We start from the raw sequence: 24,273 nt of genomic DNA, 5'->3' as shown, positions 1-24,273 counted from the left end.
AATTTTACTAGAATTCTGTAACCTTTGGCTGGATTTTTTCTAACCTAGAGGTTAAACCCTTGATTTAGTTGATTTTCTCATGTTTTTCGTAAGCAGCAACAATGCGTTGGACAAGGGAATGGCGCACCACATCCGCTTGTGAAAATTCACAAAAAGCAATTCCTTCCACATTTTTTAAGATTTTTAACGCTGTTGTTAATCCCGATGTTTGATTGGGTAATAAATCCGTTTGGGTAATATCTCCCGTCACCACCATTCGAGAGCGAAATCCTAAACGAGTTAATACCATTTTCATTTGAGCCGGGGTAGTATTTTGGGCTTCATCTAAAATAATAAAAGAATTGTTTAACGTCCGACCCCGCATATAAGCCAGGGGAGCCACTTCAATCACCCCTCGTTCCATTAAATTCGCCGCTTTTTCCGGGTCAATTAATTCATAAAGGGCATCATATAACGGTCGTAAATAGGGATTAACTTTTTGTTGTAAATCTCCAGGTAAAAACCCTAATTTTTCCCCCGCTTCCACCGCCGGACGAGTTAAAATTAATCGTTCATATTGATCAGATAATAACGCTTGTAACGCTAAAATTGCCGCTAAATAGGTTTTCCCCGTTCCCGCAGGGCCAATACAAAAGACTAAATCTTGAGTCCGCATCGCCTGAATATATTGACGTTGGCGAAAGGTCTTAGCCCGAATTTCTAGTCCTCGCCGTGTTTTTGCTAAAACATCACGCTGGATTTCTTGAAAAGCATCCTCTTGATGGGTATTAATGGCATGACGCGCCGTGAGAATATCTACAGAAGTAATTGGTTTTCCGTCTTTCCAAAATTCTTTTAACGATTCAACTAATTTTTCACACAATTGAATTTGACTGGCGGTTCCACTCACGAGCAATTCCTGTCCTCGCATCACCAGTTGAGCACCTGTTTGTTGAGATAGAACTTTTAGATTATCTTCTTGATAGCCCGAAAGCGCCATTGCACTTTCAATACTCGGTAACTGAAGGGTAAATCGCTCAGTCATGATAATATCAACTTTTTCTCAATCAATGATTCAATGCCAATATATAACCGTCACAACTAACAGAAATTAACAAAGACTAATCCAGCAAATCTAAACCGTACACCCCTCTTTTTCTTTATATCCTATTCCCTATTCGTAATTCGTAATTCGTAATTCGTAATTCCCCATTCCCTTCTAAAAAATACTGAGAAGAGGTTGGGCAAAACTATTGGGGTCAATTTACCCCCAATTCTGCCCAACGTTAAAAAATTCGTCTAACCTTTAATCTATCCTGAGCCGTTGGTTTTACTGCTTAGGACAGATTTGGGTAACGTTATTCTTCATATCTTCGGTTCAAACGAGGCTTAGAAGGGGATGAACGTGTGGGTGGACGAGTACGCCCTTCTCCCCCTGCATATCGCCCTGGAGAGCGATGACTAAACGACTCTCTAGGTTCCCGTTCCCGATGAGACTCATCGGATTCACTATCGTTATAGATATCCAAATAAATCGTTTCACCGGACGCTGCGGCTAGTGCGATTAAAACCATCCGAATGGCTTGAATATTGCGTCCGCCACGACCATAAACCCGCCCCTTGTCTTCGGCTTCCACCGCCAACCGAATCCAAGTTTTACGCAGACTCGCAAAATGCTCACAATCGACCCGCAAGGTGTCTGGGGAATCCAGAAACGGCTCGATTAAAAACCGCACCAGTTGGTCATAATTGGGATTAGACTGCGGATTCTGCGGTCGTGGCTTCGGGTTGGACTCCAGACTTGAGTTGTTCAAAAACATTGGCTTTTCTCAGGATGCTACGCACGGTCTCAGTCGGTTGAGCCCCTTGCTGTAAGCGGCGGACAATGCCAGGGACATCCAATCGGACTTCATCGGTTCTGGGATTGTAGAAGCCCAGTTCTTCTAGGGGACGACCATCTCGGCGAGAAACGCTATTCATCGCCACAATGCGGTAACTAGCTTCCCGCTTTTTTCCGAATCTCTTTAAACGCAGTTTGATCATTATTGATTCAAAATACTCCTCTATGAATTTTGACATCCTCCACTGCCTAAAAGCGAGTGGATTCTTCGCCACGCCACAAGGGTCGTTGAATGGGGTTGACGTTTCATCGATCAATGCCTAAGTATTTAGGTCTTATACAATCTCCGCGTCCGATTAAAGTCTCCGAATGCCCTCCGGCGACTAAAATTTATTGAGATTTAAAGTGCATTCAAGGTTGGATTTCCATTGCCTTACATCTGCTTCCCCGGTCTCCTTCAGGCTCGGTTTCACACCGCTATCAGTGGTATATCGACTGCAAAGTTGGGTGGGTCTTTTCATACCAACATCATCCTACCACAATACTCAATAAAAAGCCTAAGTGGAACTTAGAGGCTTTAAACCCAGAATTTTCGGTAAGCTATTTTTCAACAGCCGAGTCATTTGTTTAGGGAAACTTTAGCCAACAATGGCTGGATGGGCGATTGACCCCCCTACCCTGACTCACCCCTTAGCCTAAACCAGCCAACATCTACCCATGTCCTTATCCCGATTATCCGATTGGATTAACCTGAAAAAAAATAGTCGTAAACTTGTGATCCCTGCCTTGGGTATTTTGATCCTAATTTTAAGTTTACAGTTTGGGAACAGTTTTCGCACTCCAACCCCTGAAAAAAATTCACCGATTTATCAACCGCTCACTGAAATTCCCGCCACAGCCCAAAAAGTTACCGTTGGAGTTTATGCTCAAAATATTTATGAACTGAATGCGTCCAGTAATACCTATTACTTGGATTTCTATTTATGGTTACGTTGGAAAGGCAAAATTGACCCCGTTACTAATTTAGAATTTATGAACGGTGTTGAAGACTGGGGAAGAATTATCGAACCCGCCTATGAAGAACCGAAAAAACTCAAAGATGGCAGTTTCTATCAAATTATGCGGGTCGAAAGTCGGTTTCGAGAACCGTTTGAATTTTCCCGCTATCCCCTGGATGAACAACGTTTAGGCGTCACGATTGAAAATGCCGTTTATCCCTTAACTGAATTAGTCTATATAGCGGATACAAAAGAATCTGGCTATGCTGCGGATTTAACAGTTCCTGGGTGGAAAATTAGAAATTCTGAGATTAAAACCTTATTCCATCAATATCCCTCTAATTTTGGGGATTTAGACGAAGGAAAAAATAACTGGATTTATTCGACCGTGCGGTTTGAAATGAACATTTCCCGTCCCTTAAGTTTCTTTACCTGGAAATTATTACTTCCGTTATTTGTCGTTTTATTCTCCAGTTGGGGTTCCTTATTACTCTATCCTATCTATGTTGATTCTCGGATTATTCTTCCCGTTACCGCTTTATTAACGATTGTTTTTCTACAACAATCCTATTCCGATGCTTTACCCGACGTAGGCTATTTGGTTTTAGTAGATAAAATCTATGCTTTAGTTTACGTTTTGATTATTGCAGGAATTTTAGAAACCATTATTACGGCAGATTGGGCAAAAAGCGAACATCCTGAATCCATTCTCCGAGTCAAAAAGCTTGATCAATTGTTCTTGGCTACAAATATCGTTATCTTAGCCGGAGGAGTCACACTAATCTTACTCTTGTAAATCAGATTAAATTCAGAAAAACCCGGTTTCTGTTGTTTTTAATTTACTTTAAATTATTCAATTCTGCAAAGAAACCCGGTTTTTTTATGAGCGATTCAAAACCCAATTCTTAGTAAAATCCCCTAAATTTGGGGTACAGAATAAGAATCAACTTCCTCAGCCGTATGGGTTTTGACTTCATCCCGTTGACGTTGAACTAATTCCACTAATTGACGACGTGCGGCTTCAAACACATCTCGAATCACAGCTTTTAACGATTCATATTGAACTCCTTCTTGAGGGTTCTCAGAAGCAGCTAACTCATGTCCTGGGGGTACAGTAATATCTAAACGAACTCGATAGGGAGAACCACTTTTAGGACGATCATGGATTTTTTCAACTACAACTCGGCAACTACTCATATAATTACAATATCGCTCTAACTTAGCCACTTTTTTGTTGATTAGCTCATCCAGATAATCGGTCTTTTCCACATCTCGATAAGTAATTTCAACAGGAACTTTCATGAATATTTCTCCTATTAATTTCCATTCAATATAAAGACTTATTTTCCCTTAATTCCTCTATCAGAAGTTGGAAATTGTCTTTACCTTTACCCAATCATTCTCAACTTTATTTCTTCTTCTTGTTCTTTTAGAGTCAGAGACAAAAGTTGAGTTTGGAATTCCGTTAAGGTCATATTAATATAATACAGCACAGTTAAGGATATTTTATCATTTTTATCCTGTTATCTGTCCTATTTCTAAATCCGTTGAGTTAAAATGCGATCGCTTAGTCTTCATCAGCTAAATAATCAACCTTCAAAACTAATTCTAAATTAAACGGACATTCATCAGGGAAAACACTAACTTTTAATTGCGTTTCCGTTGCTGCATCCTGACGCGCATCTTGATAACATTCTGCAAATATTTCTTGACCATATCCCTTTAAACTGGGGCTATCTTTAAACAAAATTAATAAACGTCGTCGATGCTCAACAATTGTACTCCTCCAACTTTGAGATCGTTTATTCGGTTGATATTTATATTTAAGTAAGTGCATTAACAAAACTGTTAAATTACTTTGAACAGATCGTTTCTCACTTCTGCCCATACTGTCTAACTCTGCAATTAAATTTTGAAGATCAATCTCTTGAAATTGGTTTTGTCGCAATTGTTCTAAGGTTTTCTCAATCCATAAATAATAATCCTGATCATAAAGGGTTAAATCGCTTGACTCTCTTTGAGATAACTGAGGATTCATAAAAAAATTACCTCTCAACACTCATGTCTTGTATAGTCTAACTGTTTTTGTTGGATGAGAAGTGATCGCTTATAATAAAACTAACCCTGATCCTATTTTATTATCTTTGTTGAAATAAAAATGGAGTTACCATTACCGCAAAGATTAGTATAGCAATTCTGCTGAACAGTTGTTTTTTAGCTTCTTCCAACAGCGCAATAATTTGTTCTCTACTAACAGTTGGAAATCCCTCTAAAAAATCATCAATAGACTCTCCCGCCTCTAAATAGTCAAATAGGGTTTGTATGGGAACTCTCGTCCCTAGAAATACTGGAGTTCCCCCCATGATTTCAGTAGATATACTAATTATCGATGAATTCTCAGGCATGATTTTAGCCTCAAATTAGATTAATTGTTTAAGTATCGCTTATAATTAAACTAACTTTATCCTCTCAACTGGCTATGACTTCCATTATCCTAGATGATAATAAGCTCAAAGGGGCTCTAAAACAGGTGATTCGAGAAGCTCTAAAACAGGCGATTCGAGAACTTATTCAAGAAGATCAAGCAATGATTTCTAATTTAGTTGCTGAAGTGGTCGAAGATGTTGTCCTTGAAAATCTGCTTCAAGCAGTAGCTCTTTCAAATTTTCACCGAGAAACTGAAACATCATTAAAACTTAACGTAACTCTTAAAAAACCATCTCAACAGCAAGCTCTACAAGCACTAGATGAATTTGACCAAGCGGTTAAGCAATTTTTAGAGGAAACAGACATAACAAAGGAAGAATTAGCTGAAGCTTTAGATTTAAGTCAACCCTTAAGTAAATGGGCGTAATTAAGCGTAAAATCCCAAACGCTGTAAATCTCTGTGTGTAAGGAATTCACTTTTTCGGTTTTACCGTTTATTTATGACTACCTACTTAAAATGATGCAGTTAGTTGTTGATGCTAATATTTTAGTTTCTGAGCTATTAAGACAAAGAGGAAAGGAGTTAATTCAACATCCTGGTTTAATTTTGTATGTGACCGAATCTGTTTTATCAGAAACTTCTCATGAATTAAGGAAACGGATTAATGCTATTATTCATAAAAAAGGTGCATCTGAAGAACTGGGAGAAAAGTTACTAGAAGCTGCACAAAATGTGATTAATACTAAAATTACTATTATTGAAGAATCAGTTTATATTCACCTGGAAACAGAAGCCAGAAATCGTATTCCTAAAGATCCCCTCCCCAGGATTGGTCAACGGTTGCTTTAGCATTAGCCCTGAATGCAGCAATTTGGACGCTAGATTGCGATTTTTTAGGTTGTGGTTGTCCAACATGGACAACAGAAACATTACTTACTCAACTTACAGTAGGGTAAATGATTGCCAATAAAAAGAAACCCGATTTCTTCAAGAAATCAGGTTTATGAAATCACTATTTGATGACTAACTAATTGCCAATTTTAGGCGCACTCAAAGAGAAGAATTTCCATTTATTCGGTTTAACTTCTGGGGCTTTTTGCGCTAACGTCGGAACAGAATGACGTAATAAAGCCGTTAACTGTGTGGTTGTGGAATCATAGATTTGGGTTAATATTTTGGGATATAACCCAATGCCAATAATGGGCACTAATAAGCTGGCAATAATGAACACTTCACGGGGTTCTGCATCTACCAGTTCTTCATGTTCTACTAACTCTTTATTTTCGGGGCCGTAGAGAATTTCACGCAACATCGACAGCAGATAAATGGGCGTTAAAATTACCCCAACGGCTGCTAATAGAATCACAATGACTTTAAAGGTGGAGTTATAAGCGTCGCTAGTTGCAAACCCGATAAACACCATTAATTCGGCAACAAATCCACTCATCCCCGGTAAGGCTAAGGATGCCATACTGCACGCTGTCCACATGGCGAAGACCTTCTTCATCTTGACACCAACCCCACCCATTTCATCCAACATTAATGTATGGGTGCGGTCGTAGGTACAGCCGACTAAGAAGAATAAACTTGCTCCAATTAACCCGTGAGAAACCATTTGTAACATTGCCCCACTTACCCCAATATCGGTAAAAGAGGCTATCCCAATTAATACAAACCCCATGTGGGAAATTGACGAATAAGCGATTTTCCGTTTCAGGTTTCGTTGAGCAAAAGATGTTAACGCCGCATAGACAATATTAACCACACCCAAAATAACTAAAATAGGGGCGAAAGTTGCATGGGCATCGGGTAACATTTCGGCATTCATTCTTAATAACCCATACCCCCCCATTTTTAATAGAATTCCTGCTAGTAACATATGGGCGGGAGCGGTCGCTTCTCCGTGAGCATCCGGTAGCCAAGTATGCAGGGGAAAAATCGGTAATTTTACGCCATAAGCTATTAGGAACCCACCATATAATAACAGTTGTAAATTCAGTGGATAATGTTTAGCCGCGATCGCCTGCATATCAAAGGTAACAGTATCCCCATAGAATGCCATGGCTAAGGAACCGACTAAAATGAAGAGGGAACCTCCTGCTGTATAGAGAATAAATTTGGTTGCAGCGTAGAGACGTTTTTTCCCACCCCAAATCGATAAAATTAGATAAACCGGAACTAATTCTAACTCCCAAACCAGGAAGAAAAGCAACATATCTTGAACGGCAAAAACGGCAATTTGTCCGCCATACATTGCCAACATCAAGAAATAGAATAATTTGGGTTTAAACGTAACCGGCCAAGCTGCTAAAATTGCTAAAGTGGTGATAAATCCGGTTAAAATAATTAAGGGCATGGATAAACCATCTGCCCCTACAGACCAATTTAAGTCAATTTGGGGAACCCAAGCATATTTTTCAGCTAATTGTAAACCGGGTGTATGCAGATCGTATCCCGTATTAAAGGCATAAACAATAAAGGCAAAATCGATTAGCCCCACAATTAAGGCGTACCATCTCACGGTTTTTCCATCTTTATCGGGAATAATCGGGATGAGTAGGGAGGCTACAATCGGAAATAAGATAATCGTTGTTAGCCAAGGAAAATTTTCCATAGTTTCGGTCATGAATAAAGAACTTAGAATTAAGAATTAAGTCAAAATAGTCTTAATTCTTAATAAAGATTTGCGCCGTGTTATGCTGTCAATGAAGTCCCTATTTGTAGAATTCAGAAGTTAGATTATTAAAGGGAAGATCAATTTATTGTTATCCCTAAAAAGGAAAACTTTAAATTTACCTTCCCTCTAATAAAGTTCAGAGAAAGGTTAAAAATTTTCCTTTCTAAATTCATGATTTCTATTGTTAAACAAGAATCAATATTTAGAACAGAAATTTAACCTTTCTTAATTTCAGCTTGATTGTTAACTATTGACCCTTAACCGTCAGGGGAGGAGAAACCCCGCTCAGAAGAGGATTTATCCGGTAATTCCTGAGAACACAACAAAGCCGAGGACGGCGACGAATACAATCAGAGCGTAGAATTGGGCACGACCATTTTCCAGGTATTTTAAGCCTTCTCCCGTAACCAGAGTGACTAACCCGGTCAGGTTAACAGCCCCATCCACAACACGATAGTCTACTTCCATCACTTGTCGGGCTAACCGACGGCTACCTTGAACAAATAGCACCTCGTTGATATCGTCGAGATACCATTTGTTTTTCGAGAAATTGTAGAGGGATTGGTATTGTTTAGCGATCGCAGCCGGATCAATTTTACCTGCCAAATACATTAAATAGGCAATCGTAATCCCCACTAAGGCAATACCAACGGAACTTCCGGCCATAATCAAAAATTCCGTTAAGTCAAATTCCGCCAGATGTTCCTGAACCTGTTTGAGGCTTTCCCCAGGAGCATGAACAAACAACTCAAATATATTGTTAAAGGGCGTTCCCACAAACCCAATTAATATTGAAGGAACCGCTAACAACATTAACGGTAAGGTCATCGTAATGGGGGACTCATGGGGATCATGGCTATGACCGTGATCATGACCTTGGTTTAACTCTTCCGGGTTCATCGCCCCAGGGCCAAAGGCAAATTGGGAGCCGTTGGCTTCCGCTAATAAACTGTTTTGAATCGTGTTATCATTGCCTCGGAATTTGCCTTCAAAGGTCATGAAATACATTCGGAACATATAGAAGGCAGTCATCCCAGCCGTTAACCAACCGACTAACCACAACATCGGGTTCGCAGCAAAGGCATTACTGAGAATTTCATCCTTAGACCAAAAACCCGCAAAGGGGGGAATTCCACATATCGCTAAGGTTCCAATTAAGAAACAAGCGGAGGTGACGGGCATATATTTGCGTAACCCGCCCATCAGACGCATATCCTGGGCTAAAATCGGGTCATGTCCAACAACAGCCTCCATCCCGTGAATCACTGAACCGGAACACAGGAATAACATAGCTTTAAAATAAGCATGGGTCATCAGGTGGAAGAGTCCAGCACTGTAAGCTCCTACTCCCATGGCCATTACCATGTAACCCAGTTGGGAAATCGTCGAATACGCTAACCCTTTCTTAATGTCATTTTGGGTTAAAGCAATAGTTGCCCCCAAAAAGGCCGTAAAGCAACCTGTAAAGGCGATGATATTCATCACCGTTGGGAACCCTTCAAAAACGGGATACATCCGGGCGACTAAAAACACTCCGGCGGCGACCATCGTGGCGGCGTGAATTAATGCCGAAATCGGGGTCGGGCCTTCCATGGCATCGGGAAGCCAAACGTGCAGGGGAAATTGAGCCGACTTAGCAACGGGGCCAAGAAAGACTAATACTCCCAAGAAGGTTGCTAAACCCATGCTGAGGGAACCCGTTTCGACGGCGTGTTCGAGACGTTCTCCCATTAAGCCAAAATCAAAGGTATTGGTGGCCCAATAAATTCCTAACATTCCTAACAGTAAGCCAAAGTCACCAACCCGGTTGGTGACAAATGCCTTCTGACAAGCATCAGCGGCAGGTTTGCGGTCGTACCAGAACCCAATTAACAGGTAGGAACACATCCCCACCAGTTCCCAGAAAATATAAACCTGAATTAAGTTCGGGCAAATCACTAGCCCCAACATGGAAGAACTAAATAAACTCAGATAGGCATAAAATCGTACATAACCGGGGTCATGGGCCATGTAACCATCGGTATAGATCATGACGAGAAATGCTACCGTCGTTACAATCGCCAGCATTACCGCCGCTAGATGGTCAATGGTATAACCCATCGTCAGTCTAAAGTCCCCTGCTGCTGCCCACTCAATGATATGGGTGTAGGGCGCATGACCTTGGAGTTGACTCCACAATAGGGCGAAAGCGAGTACCGTTGATGCCCCTAACAGCGAGACGAGAAAGGTTGAACAAACTTGTCTCAAATTATTAGTGGCGGTGTTGAAGGAAATTAGCCCAATTCCAACCAGCGCTGCACCTAATAGGGGCAACACGGGAATTAACCAGGCATATTGATAGAGAGGTTCCATAACAATGTCAACTTTATAGTTCTTAATGAACTTGCCAAAACTGTTGATAATTTTGACATAGAGTATGAACCTTATGGGTAAAAATTCCTGAAATCTTTCTGAGGAAGTCTTAACTCAGGATGTGTAGGGCAGACTTCACCAAACAATAGACTAGGGTTTACAGGAGGTGGGAGTTAGGTATCTAAGGTTAATTGCCTTAATAATTGATAACTGATAACTGATGATGCGGATACTTGATAACTGATAACTGATAACTGATTCAAGCTTCCAAGGGTAAAACTTCTTGGGTTTGGCGAGTTTGTTGACAACTTTGATAACTCACCATAAACGAATCCAGACTACGACGTAAATCTTCTCGTCCTTGGAAATGGTCGAGTCGATATAACACTTGGCCTCGATCAAAAACAATCAAAGTTGGCAACGTTTGTAGGCGATAGGTGGTGGCTAATTTTAAACTTTGATCTGCATTAACAGCAACCAGCTTGACTTTGCCCCGCCAGTCCTCTTGGAATTGACGCAGTTGAGGCATAATCAGCTTACACAGTCCACACCAAGGCGCCCAAAAATGCACAAGCACGGGAGTAGAAGCTTCGAGAACTTCTTGCGTAAACATCTGCTCACTGACGGACAATAGCATGATCCCTCGAATTTTATTAATGAATGTTTTTATATCCCTGGGATCATGCTACCAGTCTACGTTACCTGTGGCACGAATTAATAGTGGATGAGCTTGCCAGAGTAGGAGAATAAAAAGACCGACTCCTAAATAAGCCCAGCGAAAAAACTCCTTCCATTCAAAGGTTTGACGACCTTGGACAATGGCTAAGAAGGGAATCACAGAAGTCCGAGATTTCACGGTTTCAAAGGATTGTCCATAACGAGCGAACAAACGGCGATCGCCATGCCAAACTGCAAATAAATGATGCAAAACTAACCCTAGGGAGGTTAACAAGGTGAAACTGGTTCCCATCCACAAGGTATGACCGATACACCAAATCACTTGACCCACCATTTGCGGATGTCTGGTAATCCTGATAATTCCCGTTTCATACAGATGAACTTCCGGTTTAGCAATGGCGGCAATTTCTAACAAATTAAAGGTGGCCGGATACAGAAAAATAAAGGAAATCGCTGATAACACCCAAACAATGGGTTTAACAACGGGAACATCCTGCACAGACCACAACTGTAATCCATCATAACGGTGATTAAAAAAGTAGATAATCAGGACGGTGGCAAAGGGGATACTCACTAACGCAAATAAAATTCGATAGAATCGCGGGCCAATTTTCGCTTCTCCCCAAGGCCGTAATGCTGCTAACCCACTATGGGCGATCGCAAATCCCAACAGTAACCCAACCATGACAAAATGGCTCGGAGTCAGCCAATTCTCGGACATTTTTACCTCTTCTCGATTTAGTTAGATAATAAAGTTAATTTCAATACAGATCATCCCGCAGTATGCTGAAAGAACTTGATCCCCAAACCTAATAGCCATCACGCTTCCTGATTTTACCGAGGTTGAGGAATATGTCTGACCTTCCATTCACTTTAGATCAGTTACGCATTCTCAAAGCCATTGCGGCTGAAGGCAGCTTTAAACGCGCTGCTGATAGCTTGTACGTCTCCCAACCGGCTGTCAGTCTCCAGGTACAAAATCTGGAACGACAGTTAAATGTACCCTTATTTGATCGCGGGGGACGTCGCGCTCAACTGACCGAAGCAGGTCATCTGCTCCTCAGTTATGGTGAAAAAGTCTTGTCCCTGTGTCAAGAAACCTGTCGCGCCATTGACGATTTACAAAATCTGCGAGGGGGAACTTTGATCATTGGGGCGTCTCAAACCACCGGAACCTATTTGCTCCCCCGGATGATCGGTTTATTTCGGGAAAAATACCCCGATGTTTCGGTACAGTTACACGTTCATTCGACACGACGCACCGCTTGGAGTGTGGTGAATGGACAAATTGACCTAGCGATAGTGGGGGGTGAAATTGCCCCGGAACTGGCTCAGGCGTTGGAAATTGTTCCCTATGCTGAGGATGAACTGGCGTTGATTGTTCCAACTTCCCATGAATTTGCCCAACAAGAAACCATTCTCAAAGAGGATTTATATCAGTTAAAATTCATTACTTTGGATTCTCAATCCACCATTCGTAAAGTCATTGATCAAGTTTTAACGCGGTGTGGAATTGATACCACCCAGCTTAAATTAGAAATGGAACTGAGTTCTATTGAAGCGATTAAAAATGCCGTTCAGTCGGGATTAGGGGTCGCGTTCGTGTCTACCTCTGCCATTGAAAAAGAATTGCAAATGGGAGTGATCCAAAGCGTTAAAATTGATCAAGTCATTGTTAAACGAACTTTATCTGTGATTTATAATCCCAATCGCTATCGATCAAAGGCGGCTGAAGCGTTTACCAATGAAATTTTACCTAAATTTGCCAGCCCTAACTTTAACCAACATTCTATTGATATCCAGCATCCTCTGGACTATACGGCATTGCCTTTATCGGATTAATTTTATCCCATTTTTTCTAACTGGTGAGATTTAGTGCTGAGGTAATGCTCTAATTCTCTACAGGATTTTAACCTAAATTTTTTACCCTTTCCAACAATGACAGATGTTCCTTTTACCTTAGATCAATTACGCATTCTCAAAGCGATCGCGGCTGAGGGAAGTTTTAAGCGAGCCGCGGATAGTTTATATGTGTCTCAACCCGCCATTAGTTTACAAGTGCAAAATTTAGAACGACAGTTAAGTGTTCCTTTATTTGATCGGGGAGGACGAAGAGCAAAATTAACAGAAGCCGGACATCTACTTTTGAATTATGGCGAAAAAATCCTGAGTTTATGTCAGGAAACCTGCCGCGCGATCGAGGATTTACAAAATCTTCAAGGCGGAACATTAATTGTGGGTGCATCCCAAACCACCGGAACCTATTTACTCCCACGCATGATTGGATTATTTCGCGAAAAATATCCTGATGTGGCGGTACAGTTACACGTTCATTCAACTCGAAGAACGGCTTGGAGTGTATCGAATGGACAAATTGATTTAGCGATTATTGGGGGAGAAGTTCCACCGGAATTACAAGATGCGTTAACGATTCAACCTTATGTTGAAGATGAATTAGCCTTAATTATTCCTCCGTCCCATCCCTTCGCCCAATTAAATACAATTCAAAAAGAAGATTTGTATCAACTACAATTTATTGCTTTGGATTCTCAGTCAACCATTCGCAAAGTCATTGATCAAGTTTTAACCCGATGTGAAATTGACCCCCGTTGTCTGAAAGTGGAAATGGAGTTAAATTCTATTGAAGCGATTAAAAATACGGTACAAGCGGGATTAGGGGCTGCATTTGTTTCGACTTCGGCGATTGAAAAAGAACTACAAATGAACGTTTTACACCGAGTTATGATTGAAGATGTTGTGGTCAAACGAATGCTTTCAGTTATTGTTAATCCTAATCGCTATCAATCCAAGGCGGCTGAAGCCTTTAGTCGGGATATTTTACCTTTATTTACCCCCGAAGATTGGATGTTAAACACTCAAGAGGTTTCTCAAAATGCAGCTAAAAAATCGACAGCGTTTGACACCTTTATTCCCCCTTCCGATTTAAACGATCCCCAGGAACCAGAACTTTAATTCTGAAAATTGCTAGGGTTTTCCGAAATCTCCTTTTAAAAAAGCATCCTGAATGATCATTATTTTTATCAAAAAATGGAAAAATAATAACGATTTCCTGTTCCCTATTTCTGCAAAATCCTATGAAAATTTACTGTACTCGTCCAGGTTGTTTGGGTGCTGATCGCAATAATTTTATAGATTTAGAGGATCAAATGACCCTCAAAACGGTGCAGCAAAAATTTTGTACAACCTGTGGAATGCCGTTAATTTTAGATGGTCGGTATCTCCCAGAAAGATTATTAGGAAAAGGGGGATTTGGGACGGCATTTCTAGCCAAAGATCGTCGATCTCCCACCCTTAAATATTGTGTTGTTAAGCAATTTCAACCCTCCTCAGATTTCAATTCTCAACAATTAGCAACAGCACAAATGCTATTTGAACGAGAAGCTCATGTGTTGGAACAGTTGGGCAATACACATCCCCAAATTCCCGATTTATTTGCCTATTTTCCCTTAGAAGCACCGGGATGGCATTCCTCGAAACCCCAACAATTTTTTTATATTGTTCAAGAATATATTAATGGCGAAAACTTAGAAACGGAACTCGCTGCAAAAGGACAATTTTCAGAAGCAGAAGTTCAAGAAGTGTTAGAAGAAATTCTCAAAATTCTGGAATTTGTTCATGATCATGATGTGATTCATCGAGATATTAAACCCTCTAATATTATGCGGGATTATCAAGGTCGTTTACATTTATTAGATTTTGGGGCGGTTAAACAAGTCACCCAAAGTCCGGGGGGAACCTCGACGGGAATTTATTCATTAGGGTTCGCTCCCCCTGAACAAATGCGAGGATATACGGTCTTTCCTTCAACAGATTTATATGCGTTGGCGGCAACTTGTCTGGTATTATTAACCGGAAAAGAACCCCAAGAGTTATTTGATAGTTATAGTGATCAATGGCGATGGAAACAATTTGTTTCGGTTTCCGATGAATTAGCTGCAATTTTAGATAAAATGTTATTACCGACACCGAGCGATCGCTTTGGTTCCGCTCCCCAAGTTTTAAGTGCTTTAAATCCCCCTTCTATTCTAGCCATTCCTCAACCTTCCCCAGTTCCATCTCCTGTGGTTTCTCCTCGCACAACCCAACTACAACCTGCTGTCAGTAATCGTTTTGCTTCTCCCTTAGAATTGCTATCGGGTGCGGCGTTTACCGGGTTTGAATTAGGGGTTTTCAGTTGCTTAGGATTTGCCTTATTTAAGGTTTTTAATATTAACCCTATTCTACTATTAGTTTTAATTTTAGTCGGTTTGAGTGGATTAATATTGGCTCAATATCACCATTGGATTGAAAGAGGAATTGATTTTATTATTATCCCTTTTATATCGATTGGAATTTTATATTTTATTTTATTAAAACTCAAATTTTATTTGATTTTAATCATAGTTCCTTTAATAACGGCTATATTCGCTGTGGCTGTCACCGCTTTATTTCGGTTAGTTTATCTGATTCTACAGCGAATTTTATAAACCTAGGATGAAAAAACGGCTCTCCTCAATAAATAGTGTAAAATGTAGCGTAAGCTACGTTTTACACTCCGACTGAATATGGACTTTCAACTAGAGCGTTTGCTCAACATAAGCGAATATTACGGTGTTCACTTGTCAAGAACAAGAAAGTTTTATTGTTCTTAAATTAGACTTATTAATTCTTTGTCAAAGCTATGGCTTCAAAAATTTTGAGATGATGCGTGAAAAGCTACTAGCTTGTCTTTCTTTATAAGATTTACTTATCACCATAGGTACAGGAGAGCCATTTTTGAGCTTACGGATTGGGGAGAAAATTTTTACTGCCGGCAAAAAGTTCTGCTGACTTCCCTAAGTACATACAACTGGAAGTAAATCTGAAAGTTGATAGCCCCGGTAAGGGTAAAGGTGATGTGAAGGGTTACTGTCAAACTTGTATCTATCTTGTATCCTTGAAGAATAACTAACTGGATACAAGTAAGGGCTGTTAACTCAGTGTAGAGTGCTTCCCTTATAATGAAAGGCTTACAAGTTTATAATCAATAATGGGCGGTACAAGATTCGAACTTGTGGCCTCTTCCTTGTAAGGGAAGCACTCTACCGCTGAGTTAACCGCCCGATTCACACATTAATTTATTATAACATAAACTTTTAGAAGCACAACCCTATTAGCAATTTTTAATTTTCATCCCCCATGCCCTCTGGTCAAACCCACGACCGTATTACCCTTTGGAGCTTACCGTTTATTGCGGGTTTGACCTGGAGCCAAACTCGCAGCAGTCACTTAACCTTTCTGGTGACAGGAAGTTTCCTGTTTAGTGGGTTAATGTTTGGGCCAGATTTAGATATCGACTCCCGACAGTTTCAACGCTGGGGACTGTTGCGATGGTTCTGGGTTCCCTATCAAAATAGTTTACGTCATCGCTCCTTTTTATCGCATGGGCCGTTTATTGGTACGGCGTTGAGGATTCTTTATTTAGGGGGTGGTCTTGGTTTAATTGGGCTTTTGGGATTACTAATTGCAGAATATTTAGGGCTGATTTCCTCAAATCCTTTAGAAATTGCTCAAAATAGTTTAAGTTCCCTCTCCCGTTATCCCAGAGAATGTATTGCGGTTTATTTAGGATTAGAAATGGGAGCAATGAGCCATTCTTTTAGTGATTGGTCGAACTCGTTTTATAAGGAATTTAGAAAATGGCTAAAAACAGGAGAAACTTCTCGCCCTACCCTAGAACCTGAACAACCGAAAAAACGCAAACGCTCAGTTTCTAAAACTGCTTCTGTGGAACTTCCCCCCATTAAACCCCAACGTTCAAAATCAAATTCAACAACTTCTAAAAAATCTTCTCGTCGTTCTAAGAAATAAAGTTTTTTACCCTGGTTTTAGATCACAATAGAGGTATTTGTAATGAACAACGCTGAAAATATGACTTTAACTCCTAACTTAATTGCCTTACAAAATTTAATCGATGTGGTTGCTAAATTGCGATCGCCAGAGGGGGGATGTCCTTGGGATTTAGAACAAACTCCAGAAACGTTAATTCCCTATATTCTTGAAGAAGCGTATGAAGTGGTTGATGCTATTCGCAGTGGTGATCAAAAGGCCATTGTAGATGAATTAGGGGATTTATTATTACAAGTAATTTTACAAGCTCAAATTGCCAGCGAAACTCAACAATTTTCAATAGCAGATGTCGCTAATAATATTACTGAAAAGTTAATTCGTCGTCATCCTCATGTTTTTGGTGACGTAGAGGTTAATAGTGTGGAAGAAGTTCGACAAAATTGGGAAGAAATCAAAGCCAATGAACAAGGAGAAACACCTGAAACCCAGAATTTAAGTTCTAAATTAAGCCGTTATGCGCGACAATTACCCCCCCTAATGGCAGGAATGAAAATTTCTAAAAAAGCCGCAGCTATTGGGTTTGAATGGGATAATGTTGAGGGAGTTTGGGATAAATTTGACGAAGAAGTCGGAGAATTTAAAGAAGCCATTCAAGGAACGGATAAAGAGCATCAACAGGCGGAATTAGGTGATATTTTATTTGTCTTAATTAATTTAGCTCGTTGGCATGATTTAGATCCCTATATGGGATTACATGAAACCAATCATCGCTTTATTCAACGGTTATCAAAACTTGAGGAAGCTTGCGATCGCCCCTTCTCAGAATACAGTTTAGAAGAACTTGATGCCCTCTGGCAACAAGCAAAAGCCATCCTAGCCAAAAAATAATCCGTTGTAGGGGTGGGGAGACCCCACCCAGATGCCATTATAGATTAGATAAAACTTTTTATTTATATAGAAAATTTTATTATTGAAAATAATGTCAGGAAATTTTGATATTTTATTGAAAATTACTCTCAAATAGTTGACGGAATCATGGGGGTTCTGGTACACTTAAGGAAACACCCGTTAAGGGTTTATTATGTCTAAACGTCAAAATAGAGGCTAAAACTCTCATTCTTTCGTAAAAAGTTATAATTTTCTGACACAATTGAGCTTTAACAGAACACGAATTTTTCCAGGTTTCCCTGAAGCTTCAAATCAGCCTCTTGACAAAATCAAGATTTTATGCAGTGTCACCCTTGATGACTCAATTTAGAGTTGGGACAATGAGTGAATCTTGAAACTCTTTCACTTCTTACTGTTCCCTGTTCCCTGTTCCCTCTTCAAGTAGCACTATAGAAAATTTAGCAATAGTATTGTTAAACTTAGTGAATTTTTCAGTAATTTTGTAGCAACCGAGACAAAAGTATTTCCCATCAAGAATCCCCTTGCTTTCAGCTAGGGGGAATGTCAAGATGTAGAGTTGACAAAGAATCAGAAAAAGCCCGAATATGACCCCAACAAACTCGAAAACCTGGAGCCAACGGTTTGAAAAATCCCTGCATCCTGCCATTGCAGAGTTTAACGCTAGTATTGGGTTTGATATCCAACTGATTGAATATGATTTGACCGGATCAGTTGCTCATGCCAAAATGTTAGCGAAAACAGGAATTATTACCCCTGAAGAAGCCGAAAAACTGGTTTTCGGTTTAGAACAAATTCGTCAAGAATATCGGGACGGAAACTTTAACCCTGGTGTTGATGCGGAGGATGTTCATTTTGCAGTTGAACGTCGTTTAACGGAATTAGTCGGAGATGTAGGAAAGAAACTCCATACCGCGCGATCTCGGAATGATCAAGTGGGAACCGATACCCGTTTATATTTACGAGATCAAATCCAACAAATTCGTCAACAATTAGTTGATTTTCAACGAGTGTTATTAGATTTAGCAGAAACAAATGTTGAAACCTTTATTCCTGGTTATACCCATCTCCAACGCGCCCAACCACTCAGTTTAGCCCATCATTTATTGGCTTATGTGGAAATGGCAAATCGAGATTGGGAACGCTTAGGAGATGTGTATAAACGAGTCGATATTTGTCCGTTGGGAAGTGGTGCTTTAGCAGGAACCACTTTTCCCATTGATCGCCATTATAGTGCAGAATTATTAGGGTTTGGGCAGGTTTATGCTAATAGTTTAGATGGAGTCAGTGATCGAGATTGGGCGATCGAATTTTTATCGGCTGCGAGTTTAATTATGGTACATTTGAGCCGTTTAGCAGAAGAAATTACCCTTTGGGCTTCTCAGGAATTTAGTTTTGTGACCTTGACTGATAGCTGTTCAACGGGTTCTAGTATTATGCCACAAAAGAAAAACCCGGATATTCCTGAATTAGTAAGGGGAAAAACCGGGCGGGTATTTGGGCATTTACAAGGGTTATTAGTGATTATGAAAGGATTACCCTTAGCCTATAATAAGGACTTGCAAGAAGATAAAGAAGCTTTATTTGATGCAGTTAAAACGGTGAAAGGCAGTTTAGAATCCATGACGATTTTAATGGAAGAAGGAATAGAATTTCGGACTAACCGTTTAGCAGAAGCAGTGGCGGAAGATTTCTCGAATGCAACGGATGTTGCGGATTATTTAGCCGCACGAGGAATTCCCTTCCGAGAAGCTTATAATTTAGTGGGAAAAGTGGTCAGAACTTGTTTAGAAGCCGGGAAATTACTCAAGGATTTAACCTTAGCAGAATGGCAAGAATTACATCCTCAATTTGAGGCAGATATTTATGAAGCGATCGCACCTCGTCAAGTGGTTTCGGCTCGAAATAGTTATGGCGGAACTGGGTTTAATCAGGTAAAACAAGCGTTAGAAAATGCGCGTCAACGGTTGAATAATTGTTGATATTATTTGGTAAACGAGAAAGAGCGATCGCAGATCCAGAAAATAGGCGATCGTTCTTTGCATTTACATAATCTTATAATTTTATCAAGTACGGTTAAGGAAGTAAAAACCGTCCTTTGGATCAGTATAATTGAATTAAAATTTTCGCTAAAGTGAAAAAAACGTTGAATTTAGGTTAATCTGATGTCGAGTTCAATCAATCCTCCTGCATCTGAGGCTGAAGTTTCCCAAGTTCCCGCTAGATTGTTATTAGTGGACGATGAACCGGGACTGCGAGAAGCGGTACAAGCTTATTTAGAAGATAGTAACTTTACCGTTGATGTGGCGAGTAATGCTAAACAAGGATGGGAATTGTTGCAACAAAATCTTCCTGATTTAGTCATTACTGATATTATGATGCCGGGAGTCGATGGCTATCAATTTTTACAACAAATGCGGGAAGACCCTCGTTTCAAAGCGTTACCCGTTGTTTTTCTAACTGCTAAAGGCATGAAAAGTGATCGCATTCAAGGGTATCAAGCTGGATGTGATGCGTATTTATCCAAACCCTTTGATCCTGAAGAATTAGTGGTTATTGTCAAAAATTTATTAGCAAGACAAGCTGCTTTGCGGAGTAGTACCGGGGATGGAAATCCAGATATTGCTACATTAGCAGGTCAAATTGCTCGCATTGAAAATATGTTAAAAGGCAAAAGCGGAATTCATCAAACCCCCGCCCCGATTAAAATTGATTTAACGCCGCGTGAGCAAAGTGTTTTAGATTTAGTCGCAAAGGGATTAATGAATAAAGAAATAGCCCGTAATTTAGAAACCAGTGTTCGCAATGTTGAGAAATATGTCAGTCGTCTGTTTACCAAAACGGGAACGAATAGCCGGACAGAATTAGTGCGTTATGCTCTTGAACATGGTTTAACCGAATAAGGAATATTGAAGAAAGGTTACATAAACTTACAATTTATAAGGATTCTGCTTCAAAAGTTATATAGATCTGTTACTGTAAGGGAGTAGAGCTTATCATTTTTAGTGATGATGAAAGTGTCTAAACCTTCAACCCAACCTGAACAACAATCCATCGGGATGAGTGTTCTGTTCTTTATTCTTCTCATGGGAATTTTAGGAATGATGATCCTCAAAGGTGGAGTTTAACTTTCTATAGGGGGGAAAAATTAACTGAAGCATGATTAGCAGAAATCCTGAGTTACTTCTTGTATTTTTATTAACTCAAAGCATAGGGTTCGTCCAAAAAATGTCGAACCCTATTTAGAATAGGGAAAACTCTCCTGTCTCAACATTTGAGGAACTGGCATCATTACTTAAATCCGAAGTAAGATATCACGACCATGAGTGTCGGTGCCACAGGTGTTTAGTAAACCATAGCTATCGGTTAACTGTTTAACTGGGTTGACGATTTCTGTATTAAGTGACCAAGGGTTCGTATGGCGATAGGCATAATACACTTCAATGCCATCTATTCCCAAACGAGCCGCTTCTGCAATCAATTCAGTGAAAGGACGACGATACCTGGCTGGATGAGCTAAAACAGCCAACCCTCCTGCTCCTTGAATAGCAGCGATCACGTTTTCAGCATAATAGGCATCGGTTTTTAAAAAAGCCGCATCACCTTGCAGATAGGGTTGCAGACAAGCTGCATCAGGATCAAAAGCATAACCCAAAATATGGACATCTACACCCAATAACTGAGCATTAATTTCTGCCCCTGTCCATAACTGAGGGGCTGTATTCGCAAGTTCGGGATGGTTTTGTTTCCAGTTGTCTAACCACTGTTGTGATTCTTTGTACCCTTGGGTTGTATGGTGATCTGTAATAGCCAGTCCTTTTAACCCAATATCAATCGCCTGTTGCATGACTTCATCCGGTTCAAGTTGGCCATCTGAACGTCGGGTATGGAGGTGAAAGTTATAGGACGTTGGGCAACTTCTGGCATTCAAGGTTTGAAAGACCTGTTGCAGTGCTAACCTATTTTGGGCAGGAGGTATCAATAACGATGATTCCACATATCCGGTCTGGATGTGAAACCACCTCGACAAAAGTTCAGAAGCTGAAGTTAGATTAACACTCATAGCGTCTTAATCTTAATAAACTGTTACTGTAATCTACTGTATCGAATTTACTCGGTAGTTGCGACAAGACAGCCTTAAGATTGACCAATTTTCAATTTAAAAATCTTATATAAGGAAATAGGGAACAGGGAACAAGGTGTTGAGGGTTTCCTTGTTTCCTAACACAAGTTCCCATTATGCTAAGGCCTCGGTGTTACGGTAGTTGAAAGCCATGTCGAGGAGTTTAGCCCAACGTTTTTGGACTTGTTTGGGAGTACATTTCAGGGCAGATGCGATCGCTTTATCGCTTTCTTGAGTTGCTTTGAGTTGCAGTAACGTTTGTTGATCGGCGGATAATTGAGCTTGAAAGGTTTCCCATTGTTGGCTATTCATCCCCAATTTTTGGTTAATATCCGCCCCTAACCATTCATGGACGAGTTTCCAGTTGGTAGACCGGGCGAATTTTTCAACGTGGTATTTAAACCGTTGTTGCAGATAGTCCCGTTGACGGGCCGTTAACCCCATGGCTTTGTCAATATCGCAAGCTTGGAGATCTTGCATTTTCAAGGTTAAGTATTTGACACAATCACTTTGTCCTTGAGATTCTAAATATTGAACCAGTTCAGAAATAACGCGATCGCGTAAAACACTTTCAGCCGGGTCAGGAGTTTCAGATACCATTTTTTCCCGAATTTGCTGCATCGCCGATGTCCGACTTTGAGCTTCCGCTTCTTCGGTTTTGCCCCCTTCAACGGCTAATTCAATATCCATAGACGTTTCAGGAGGTTGACCTTTAGCAAACCCTTGGGCGCGTAATACAATTAACCGTTGACGGTTGCGACCGGGTAAACCAATTTGACGTTTGGCATACTGTTCGGTAAATGCCATGTATTCTGCTAATTCTAAACGAGTGCGAGGAGTATAGTCGGCTTCCATAACGTGTTCCCGACGGAAAGCCCGTAAACACTCGACATAAAACCCTTGCAGAAAATCTTCAATTAAGTTGTAACGAGCTTGAAAGCTTAACTGAGACTCAAAGGAAGCAACGTGACGGTACACCATCGCGGCTAAATTAGAATGGAGTTCTACCCGACCTTGACGAGAACCGAGTTTGTAATATTCTAAGCACTTTTGCAAGCGATGACGAGCTAAACTGAGTTGCCAGGTTTGCACTTCGCCAGAGGTTTGAATGCGGTTGCTTTTTTCGCAAATGCGTTCGACTTCTAAGGCCATCCGCAGCGTCACCGCCCGACCACTAGCGGGAAGGGTTTTGACCGTTGTTTGCAATTCTTGTAATAAGATTTGAGCTAAGGCTTGAGGATTAATAGAATTGAGGGTAACTTGAGAATCTTGAATAGAAATTTCTTGTGCAAACATGATGGATGTCCTGGGGTAAAGCACGGTGTACAGAAGGCGAGAGTGAAAGGCGGTTTGGTGTTTCCTGATTCAACTCTCTACACTTTGAATAGTAGAAGCAGCCCTTTGGAAGTAGTGATCAGAATGTTCCACTCTCTGAGGTAACTGTGTAGATGCCTTTGTCCATTCCTCTACATCAAGCAATTGTGCATCACCCTGAAGCTCTTATTTAATCGGTATTACAACCCTATTTTTTCCTCTCGATCACACCTAATTTTGTTGGGGTTGTCGATGTTATCCCTAGACCAGTTTGACAACTGGCTACCTGAATCTTATGAAGAGACACTGTAATAGGGAGTTCCTGGGGTTGTCTAAAACCCCGAAGACACAAAGTATTCTTGGTGTCTCTGTGTCTTAATATTTTTTCTGATCGGGCAAATCTACCTACTGTTGCTCTATCAAGGTAAAATCGACTTTATCGTAAATATCAGCTAGGGAAATTTCAAAGGTAACTGAGGCGAGGGATAAGGTGGCAGTTTCGCCTTCATATTCGGAGAGTAACCATTTGCCATTATCCGTTTTCGTGAATTGTTCAACGTGGTGATGATATTGATCAATTAAAAGATATTCTTGGAAGGTGGGAATAGTTCGATAAGCATGAAATTTGTCTCCTCGATCATATCCTTCTGTAGATTTAGAGAGGACTTCAGCGATTAATGTTGGATTCGTTAAAGTGTCTTTTCTGCCTTCTTGAAATTGTAATTCTCCTTGAATGATCATAACATCTGGATAAGTATAAATTTGTTTTTGAGGAATCCAGAGGCGTTGGTCGGTAAAAAATACCTCATAAGGTTGACGTTTGAGGGCAAAATTTAAAGCTGCATAAAAATTACCTGCAATTTTGTTATGATTGGGGGTTCCACCTGTCATACTAACAATTTCTCCATCTATATATTCATGGCGTTCTTGAGAATTGAGTTCTAATTCTAGGTATTGTTCAATGGTTTTATGGTCTTGTTTTTCAATTTGAGCGATCATAAAGTTTTACCTCATTAGTAAACAGGGAACAGGGAACAGGGAACAGGGAACAGGGAACAGGGAACAGGGAACAGGGAAAAAGTGCTATTTTAGAGGCTGTGCCGACCGTCCTTATATTAATAGAAGTCAGAGCCTTTTCTTGGCATTCCG

Annotated in this window: 25 protein-coding genes and 1 tRNA gene; 12 read left to right on the top strand and 14 right to left on the bottom strand. The window is 40.4% G+C overall.

Annotation, left to right across the window (positions count from 1 at the left end):
* Positions 1-64 precede the first annotated feature (64 nt).
* From PL9214_RS28720 to rpsP, 3 genes are all read right to left on the bottom strand, one after another.
* Positions 65-1,024 (bottom strand): PhoH family protein, encoded by a 960-nt coding sequence (locus PL9214_RS28720; RefSeq protein ID WP_072722718.1) that lies wholly within the window; start codon positions 1,022-1,024, stop codon positions 65-67.
* Positions 1,025-1,337: 313 nt separating this feature from the next.
* A complete protein-coding gene (locus tag PL9214_RS28715; protein WP_245824391.1) occupies positions 1,338-1,715 on the bottom strand; it encodes a KH domain-containing protein in 378 nt (125 codons plus the stop codon).
* A 19-nt stretch (positions 1,716-1,734) separates the two neighbouring features.
* Positions 1,735-2,022, bottom strand: a complete 288-nt coding sequence (gene rpsP, locus PL9214_RS28710; protein ID WP_072722716.1) for a 30S ribosomal protein S16 — start codon at positions 2,020-2,022, stop codon at positions 1,735-1,737.
* Between the two features lie 514 nt (positions 2,023-2,536).
* Between rpsP and PL9214_RS28705 the strand changes: the two genes are divergently transcribed.
* The gene (locus PL9214_RS28705; protein ID WP_072722715.1) at positions 2,537-3,613 is read left to right on the top strand and encodes a ligand-gated ion channel; all 1,077 of its coding nucleotides are present in this window, start codon (positions 2,537-2,539) and stop codon (positions 3,611-3,613) included.
* Between the two features lie 122 nt (positions 3,614-3,735).
* Here the strand turns inward: PL9214_RS28705 and PL9214_RS28700 are convergent, their stop codons facing one another.
* From PL9214_RS28700 to PL9214_RS28690, 3 genes are all read right to left on the bottom strand, one after another.
* Complete coding sequence (locus tag PL9214_RS28700; protein WP_072722714.1) at positions 3,736-4,119, bottom strand: HPF/RaiA family ribosome-associated protein; 384 nt, start codon at positions 4,117-4,119, stop codon at positions 3,736-3,738.
* 265 nt (positions 4,120-4,384) lie between these two features.
* The gene (locus tag PL9214_RS28695) at positions 4,385-4,855 is read right to left on the bottom strand and encodes a DUF29 domain-containing protein (RefSeq protein ID WP_072722713.1); all 471 of its coding nucleotides are present in this window, start codon (positions 4,853-4,855) and stop codon (positions 4,385-4,387) included.
* Between the two features lie 100 nt (positions 4,856-4,955).
* Entirely contained in the window at positions 4,956-5,222 is a 267-nt protein-coding gene (locus tag PL9214_RS28690; protein WP_072722712.1) for a DUF433 domain-containing protein, read from the bottom strand.
* 74 nt (positions 5,223-5,296) lie between these two features.
* On the opposite strand from PL9214_RS28690, the gene PL9214_RS28685 reads away from it, so the two are divergent.
* Genes PL9214_RS28685 through PL9214_RS33150 form a run of 3 tightly spaced genes read left to right on the top strand, consistent with a single transcriptional unit; the run spans position 5,297 to position 6,201 of the window.
* Positions 5,297-5,671: a hypothetical protein gene (locus tag PL9214_RS28685; RefSeq protein WP_072722711.1), complete on the top strand. Its 375-nt coding sequence runs from the start codon at positions 5,297-5,299 to the stop codon at positions 5,669-5,671.
* A gap of 33 nt (positions 5,672-5,704) precedes the next feature.
* Complete coding sequence (locus PL9214_RS28680) at positions 5,705-6,094, top strand: PIN domain-containing protein (protein ID WP_222425311.1); 390 nt, start codon at positions 5,705-5,707, stop codon at positions 6,092-6,094.
* 8 nt (positions 6,095-6,102) lie between these two features.
* Entirely contained in the window at positions 6,103-6,201 is a 99-nt protein-coding gene (locus tag PL9214_RS33150; protein WP_222425312.1) for a PIN domain-containing protein, read from the top strand.
* A 71-nt stretch (positions 6,202-6,272) separates the two neighbouring features.
* Here PL9214_RS33150 and ndhD1 read toward each other — a convergent pair whose 3' ends face one another.
* From ndhD1 to PL9214_RS28660, 4 genes are all read right to left on the bottom strand, one after another.
* The gene (gene ndhD1, locus PL9214_RS28675) at positions 6,273-7,859 is read right to left on the bottom strand and encodes a photosynthetic/respiratory NAD(P)H-quinone oxidoreductase subunit D1 (protein WP_072722757.1); all 1,587 of its coding nucleotides are present in this window, start codon (positions 7,857-7,859) and stop codon (positions 6,273-6,275) included.
* A gap of 360 nt (positions 7,860-8,219) precedes the next feature.
* A complete protein-coding gene (locus tag PL9214_RS28670) occupies positions 8,220-10,274 on the bottom strand; it encodes an NAD(P)H-quinone oxidoreductase subunit 5 (protein WP_072722710.1) in 2,055 nt (684 codons plus the stop codon).
* 259 nt (positions 10,275-10,533) lie between these two features.
* A complete protein-coding gene (locus PL9214_RS28665; protein WP_072722709.1) occupies positions 10,534-10,911 on the bottom strand; it encodes a thioredoxin family protein in 378 nt (125 codons plus the stop codon).
* Positions 10,912-10,959: 48 nt separating this feature from the next.
* A complete protein-coding gene (locus tag PL9214_RS28660; RefSeq protein ID WP_072722708.1) occupies positions 10,960-11,673 on the bottom strand; it encodes an NnrU family protein in 714 nt (237 codons plus the stop codon).
* 131 nt (positions 11,674-11,804) lie between these two features.
* Between PL9214_RS28660 and PL9214_RS28655 the strand changes: the two genes are divergently transcribed.
* From PL9214_RS28655 to PL9214_RS32875, 4 genes are all read left to right on the top strand, one after another.
* Entirely contained in the window at positions 11,805-12,794 is a 990-nt protein-coding gene (locus tag PL9214_RS28655) for a LysR family transcriptional regulator (RefSeq protein ID WP_072722707.1), read from the top strand.
* Positions 12,795-12,890: 96 nt separating this feature from the next.
* Positions 12,891-13,925: a LysR family transcriptional regulator gene (locus PL9214_RS28650; RefSeq protein WP_083580242.1), complete on the top strand. Its 1,035-nt coding sequence runs from the start codon at positions 12,891-12,893 to the stop codon at positions 13,923-13,925.
* A 122-nt stretch (positions 13,926-14,047) separates the two neighbouring features.
* Complete coding sequence (locus PL9214_RS28645; RefSeq protein WP_072722706.1) at positions 14,048-15,439, top strand: serine/threonine-protein kinase; 1,392 nt, start codon at positions 14,048-14,050, stop codon at positions 15,437-15,439.
* 124 nt (positions 15,440-15,563) lie between these two features.
* Positions 15,564-15,692 (top strand): hypothetical protein, encoded by a 129-nt coding sequence (locus PL9214_RS32875; protein ID WP_281250381.1) that lies wholly within the window; start codon positions 15,564-15,566, stop codon positions 15,690-15,692.
* Between the two features lie 290 nt (positions 15,693-15,982).
* Here PL9214_RS32875 and PL9214_RS28640 read toward each other — a convergent pair.
* Positions 15,983-16,054 (bottom strand) — tRNA-Val (locus PL9214_RS28640).
* A 76-nt stretch (positions 16,055-16,130) separates the two neighbouring features.
* Between PL9214_RS28640 and PL9214_RS28635 the strand changes: the two genes are divergently transcribed.
* The 4 genes from PL9214_RS28635 to PL9214_RS28620 all read left to right on the top strand — a co-directional run bounded on the left by PL9214_RS28635 (position 16,131) and on the right by PL9214_RS28620 (position 20,590).
* Positions 16,131-16,802: a metal-binding protein gene (locus tag PL9214_RS28635; protein ID WP_072722705.1), complete on the top strand. Its 672-nt coding sequence runs from the start codon at positions 16,131-16,133 to the stop codon at positions 16,800-16,802.
* Positions 16,803-16,844: 42 nt separating this feature from the next.
* Positions 16,845-17,669, top strand: coding sequence for a nucleoside triphosphate pyrophosphohydrolase (gene mazG / locus PL9214_RS28630; protein WP_072722704.1), 825 nt, complete (start codon positions 16,845-16,847; stop codon positions 17,667-17,669).
* A 605-nt stretch (positions 17,670-18,274) separates the two neighbouring features.
* Entirely contained in the window at positions 18,275-19,669 is a 1,395-nt protein-coding gene (gene argH, locus PL9214_RS28625) for an argininosuccinate lyase (RefSeq protein ID WP_072722703.1), read from the top strand.
* Positions 19,670-19,852: 183 nt separating this feature from the next.
* Positions 19,853-20,590 carry a response regulator transcription factor gene (locus PL9214_RS28620; RefSeq protein ID WP_072722702.1) on the top strand — a complete coding sequence of 246 codons (738 nt, stop codon included), beginning with the start codon at positions 19,853-19,855 and terminating at the stop codon, positions 20,588-20,590.
* 392 nt (positions 20,591-20,982) lie between these two features.
* Here the strand turns inward: PL9214_RS28620 and PL9214_RS28615 are convergent, their stop codons facing one another.
* From PL9214_RS28615 to PL9214_RS28605, 3 genes are all read right to left on the bottom strand, one after another.
* A complete protein-coding gene (locus PL9214_RS28615) occupies positions 20,983-21,750 on the bottom strand; it encodes a PHP domain-containing protein (protein ID WP_139295195.1) in 768 nt (255 codons plus the stop codon).
* Positions 21,751-21,924: 174 nt separating this feature from the next.
* On the bottom strand, positions 21,925-23,106 hold the full coding sequence (locus tag PL9214_RS28610) for a HetZ-related protein (RefSeq protein ID WP_072722701.1): 1,182 nt from the start codon (positions 23,104-23,106) through the stop codon (positions 21,925-21,927).
* A 423-nt stretch (positions 23,107-23,529) separates the two neighbouring features.
* On the bottom strand, positions 23,530-24,123 hold the full coding sequence (locus PL9214_RS28605; RefSeq protein ID WP_072722700.1) for a Uma2 family endonuclease: 594 nt from the start codon (positions 24,121-24,123) through the stop codon (positions 23,530-23,532).
* Between the last annotated feature and the right edge of the window lie 150 nt (positions 24,124-24,273).

Origin of the sequence: Planktothrix tepida PCC 9214 (genome assembly GCF_900009145.1) — a bacterium.
GTDB classification, from domain to species: Bacteria; Cyanobacteriota; Cyanobacteriia; order Cyanobacteriales; family Microcoleaceae; genus Planktothrix; species Planktothrix tepida.
The sequence above is the reverse complement of the archived record's forward strand: the minus strand, read 5'-3'. Positions and strand labels throughout refer to the sequence as shown.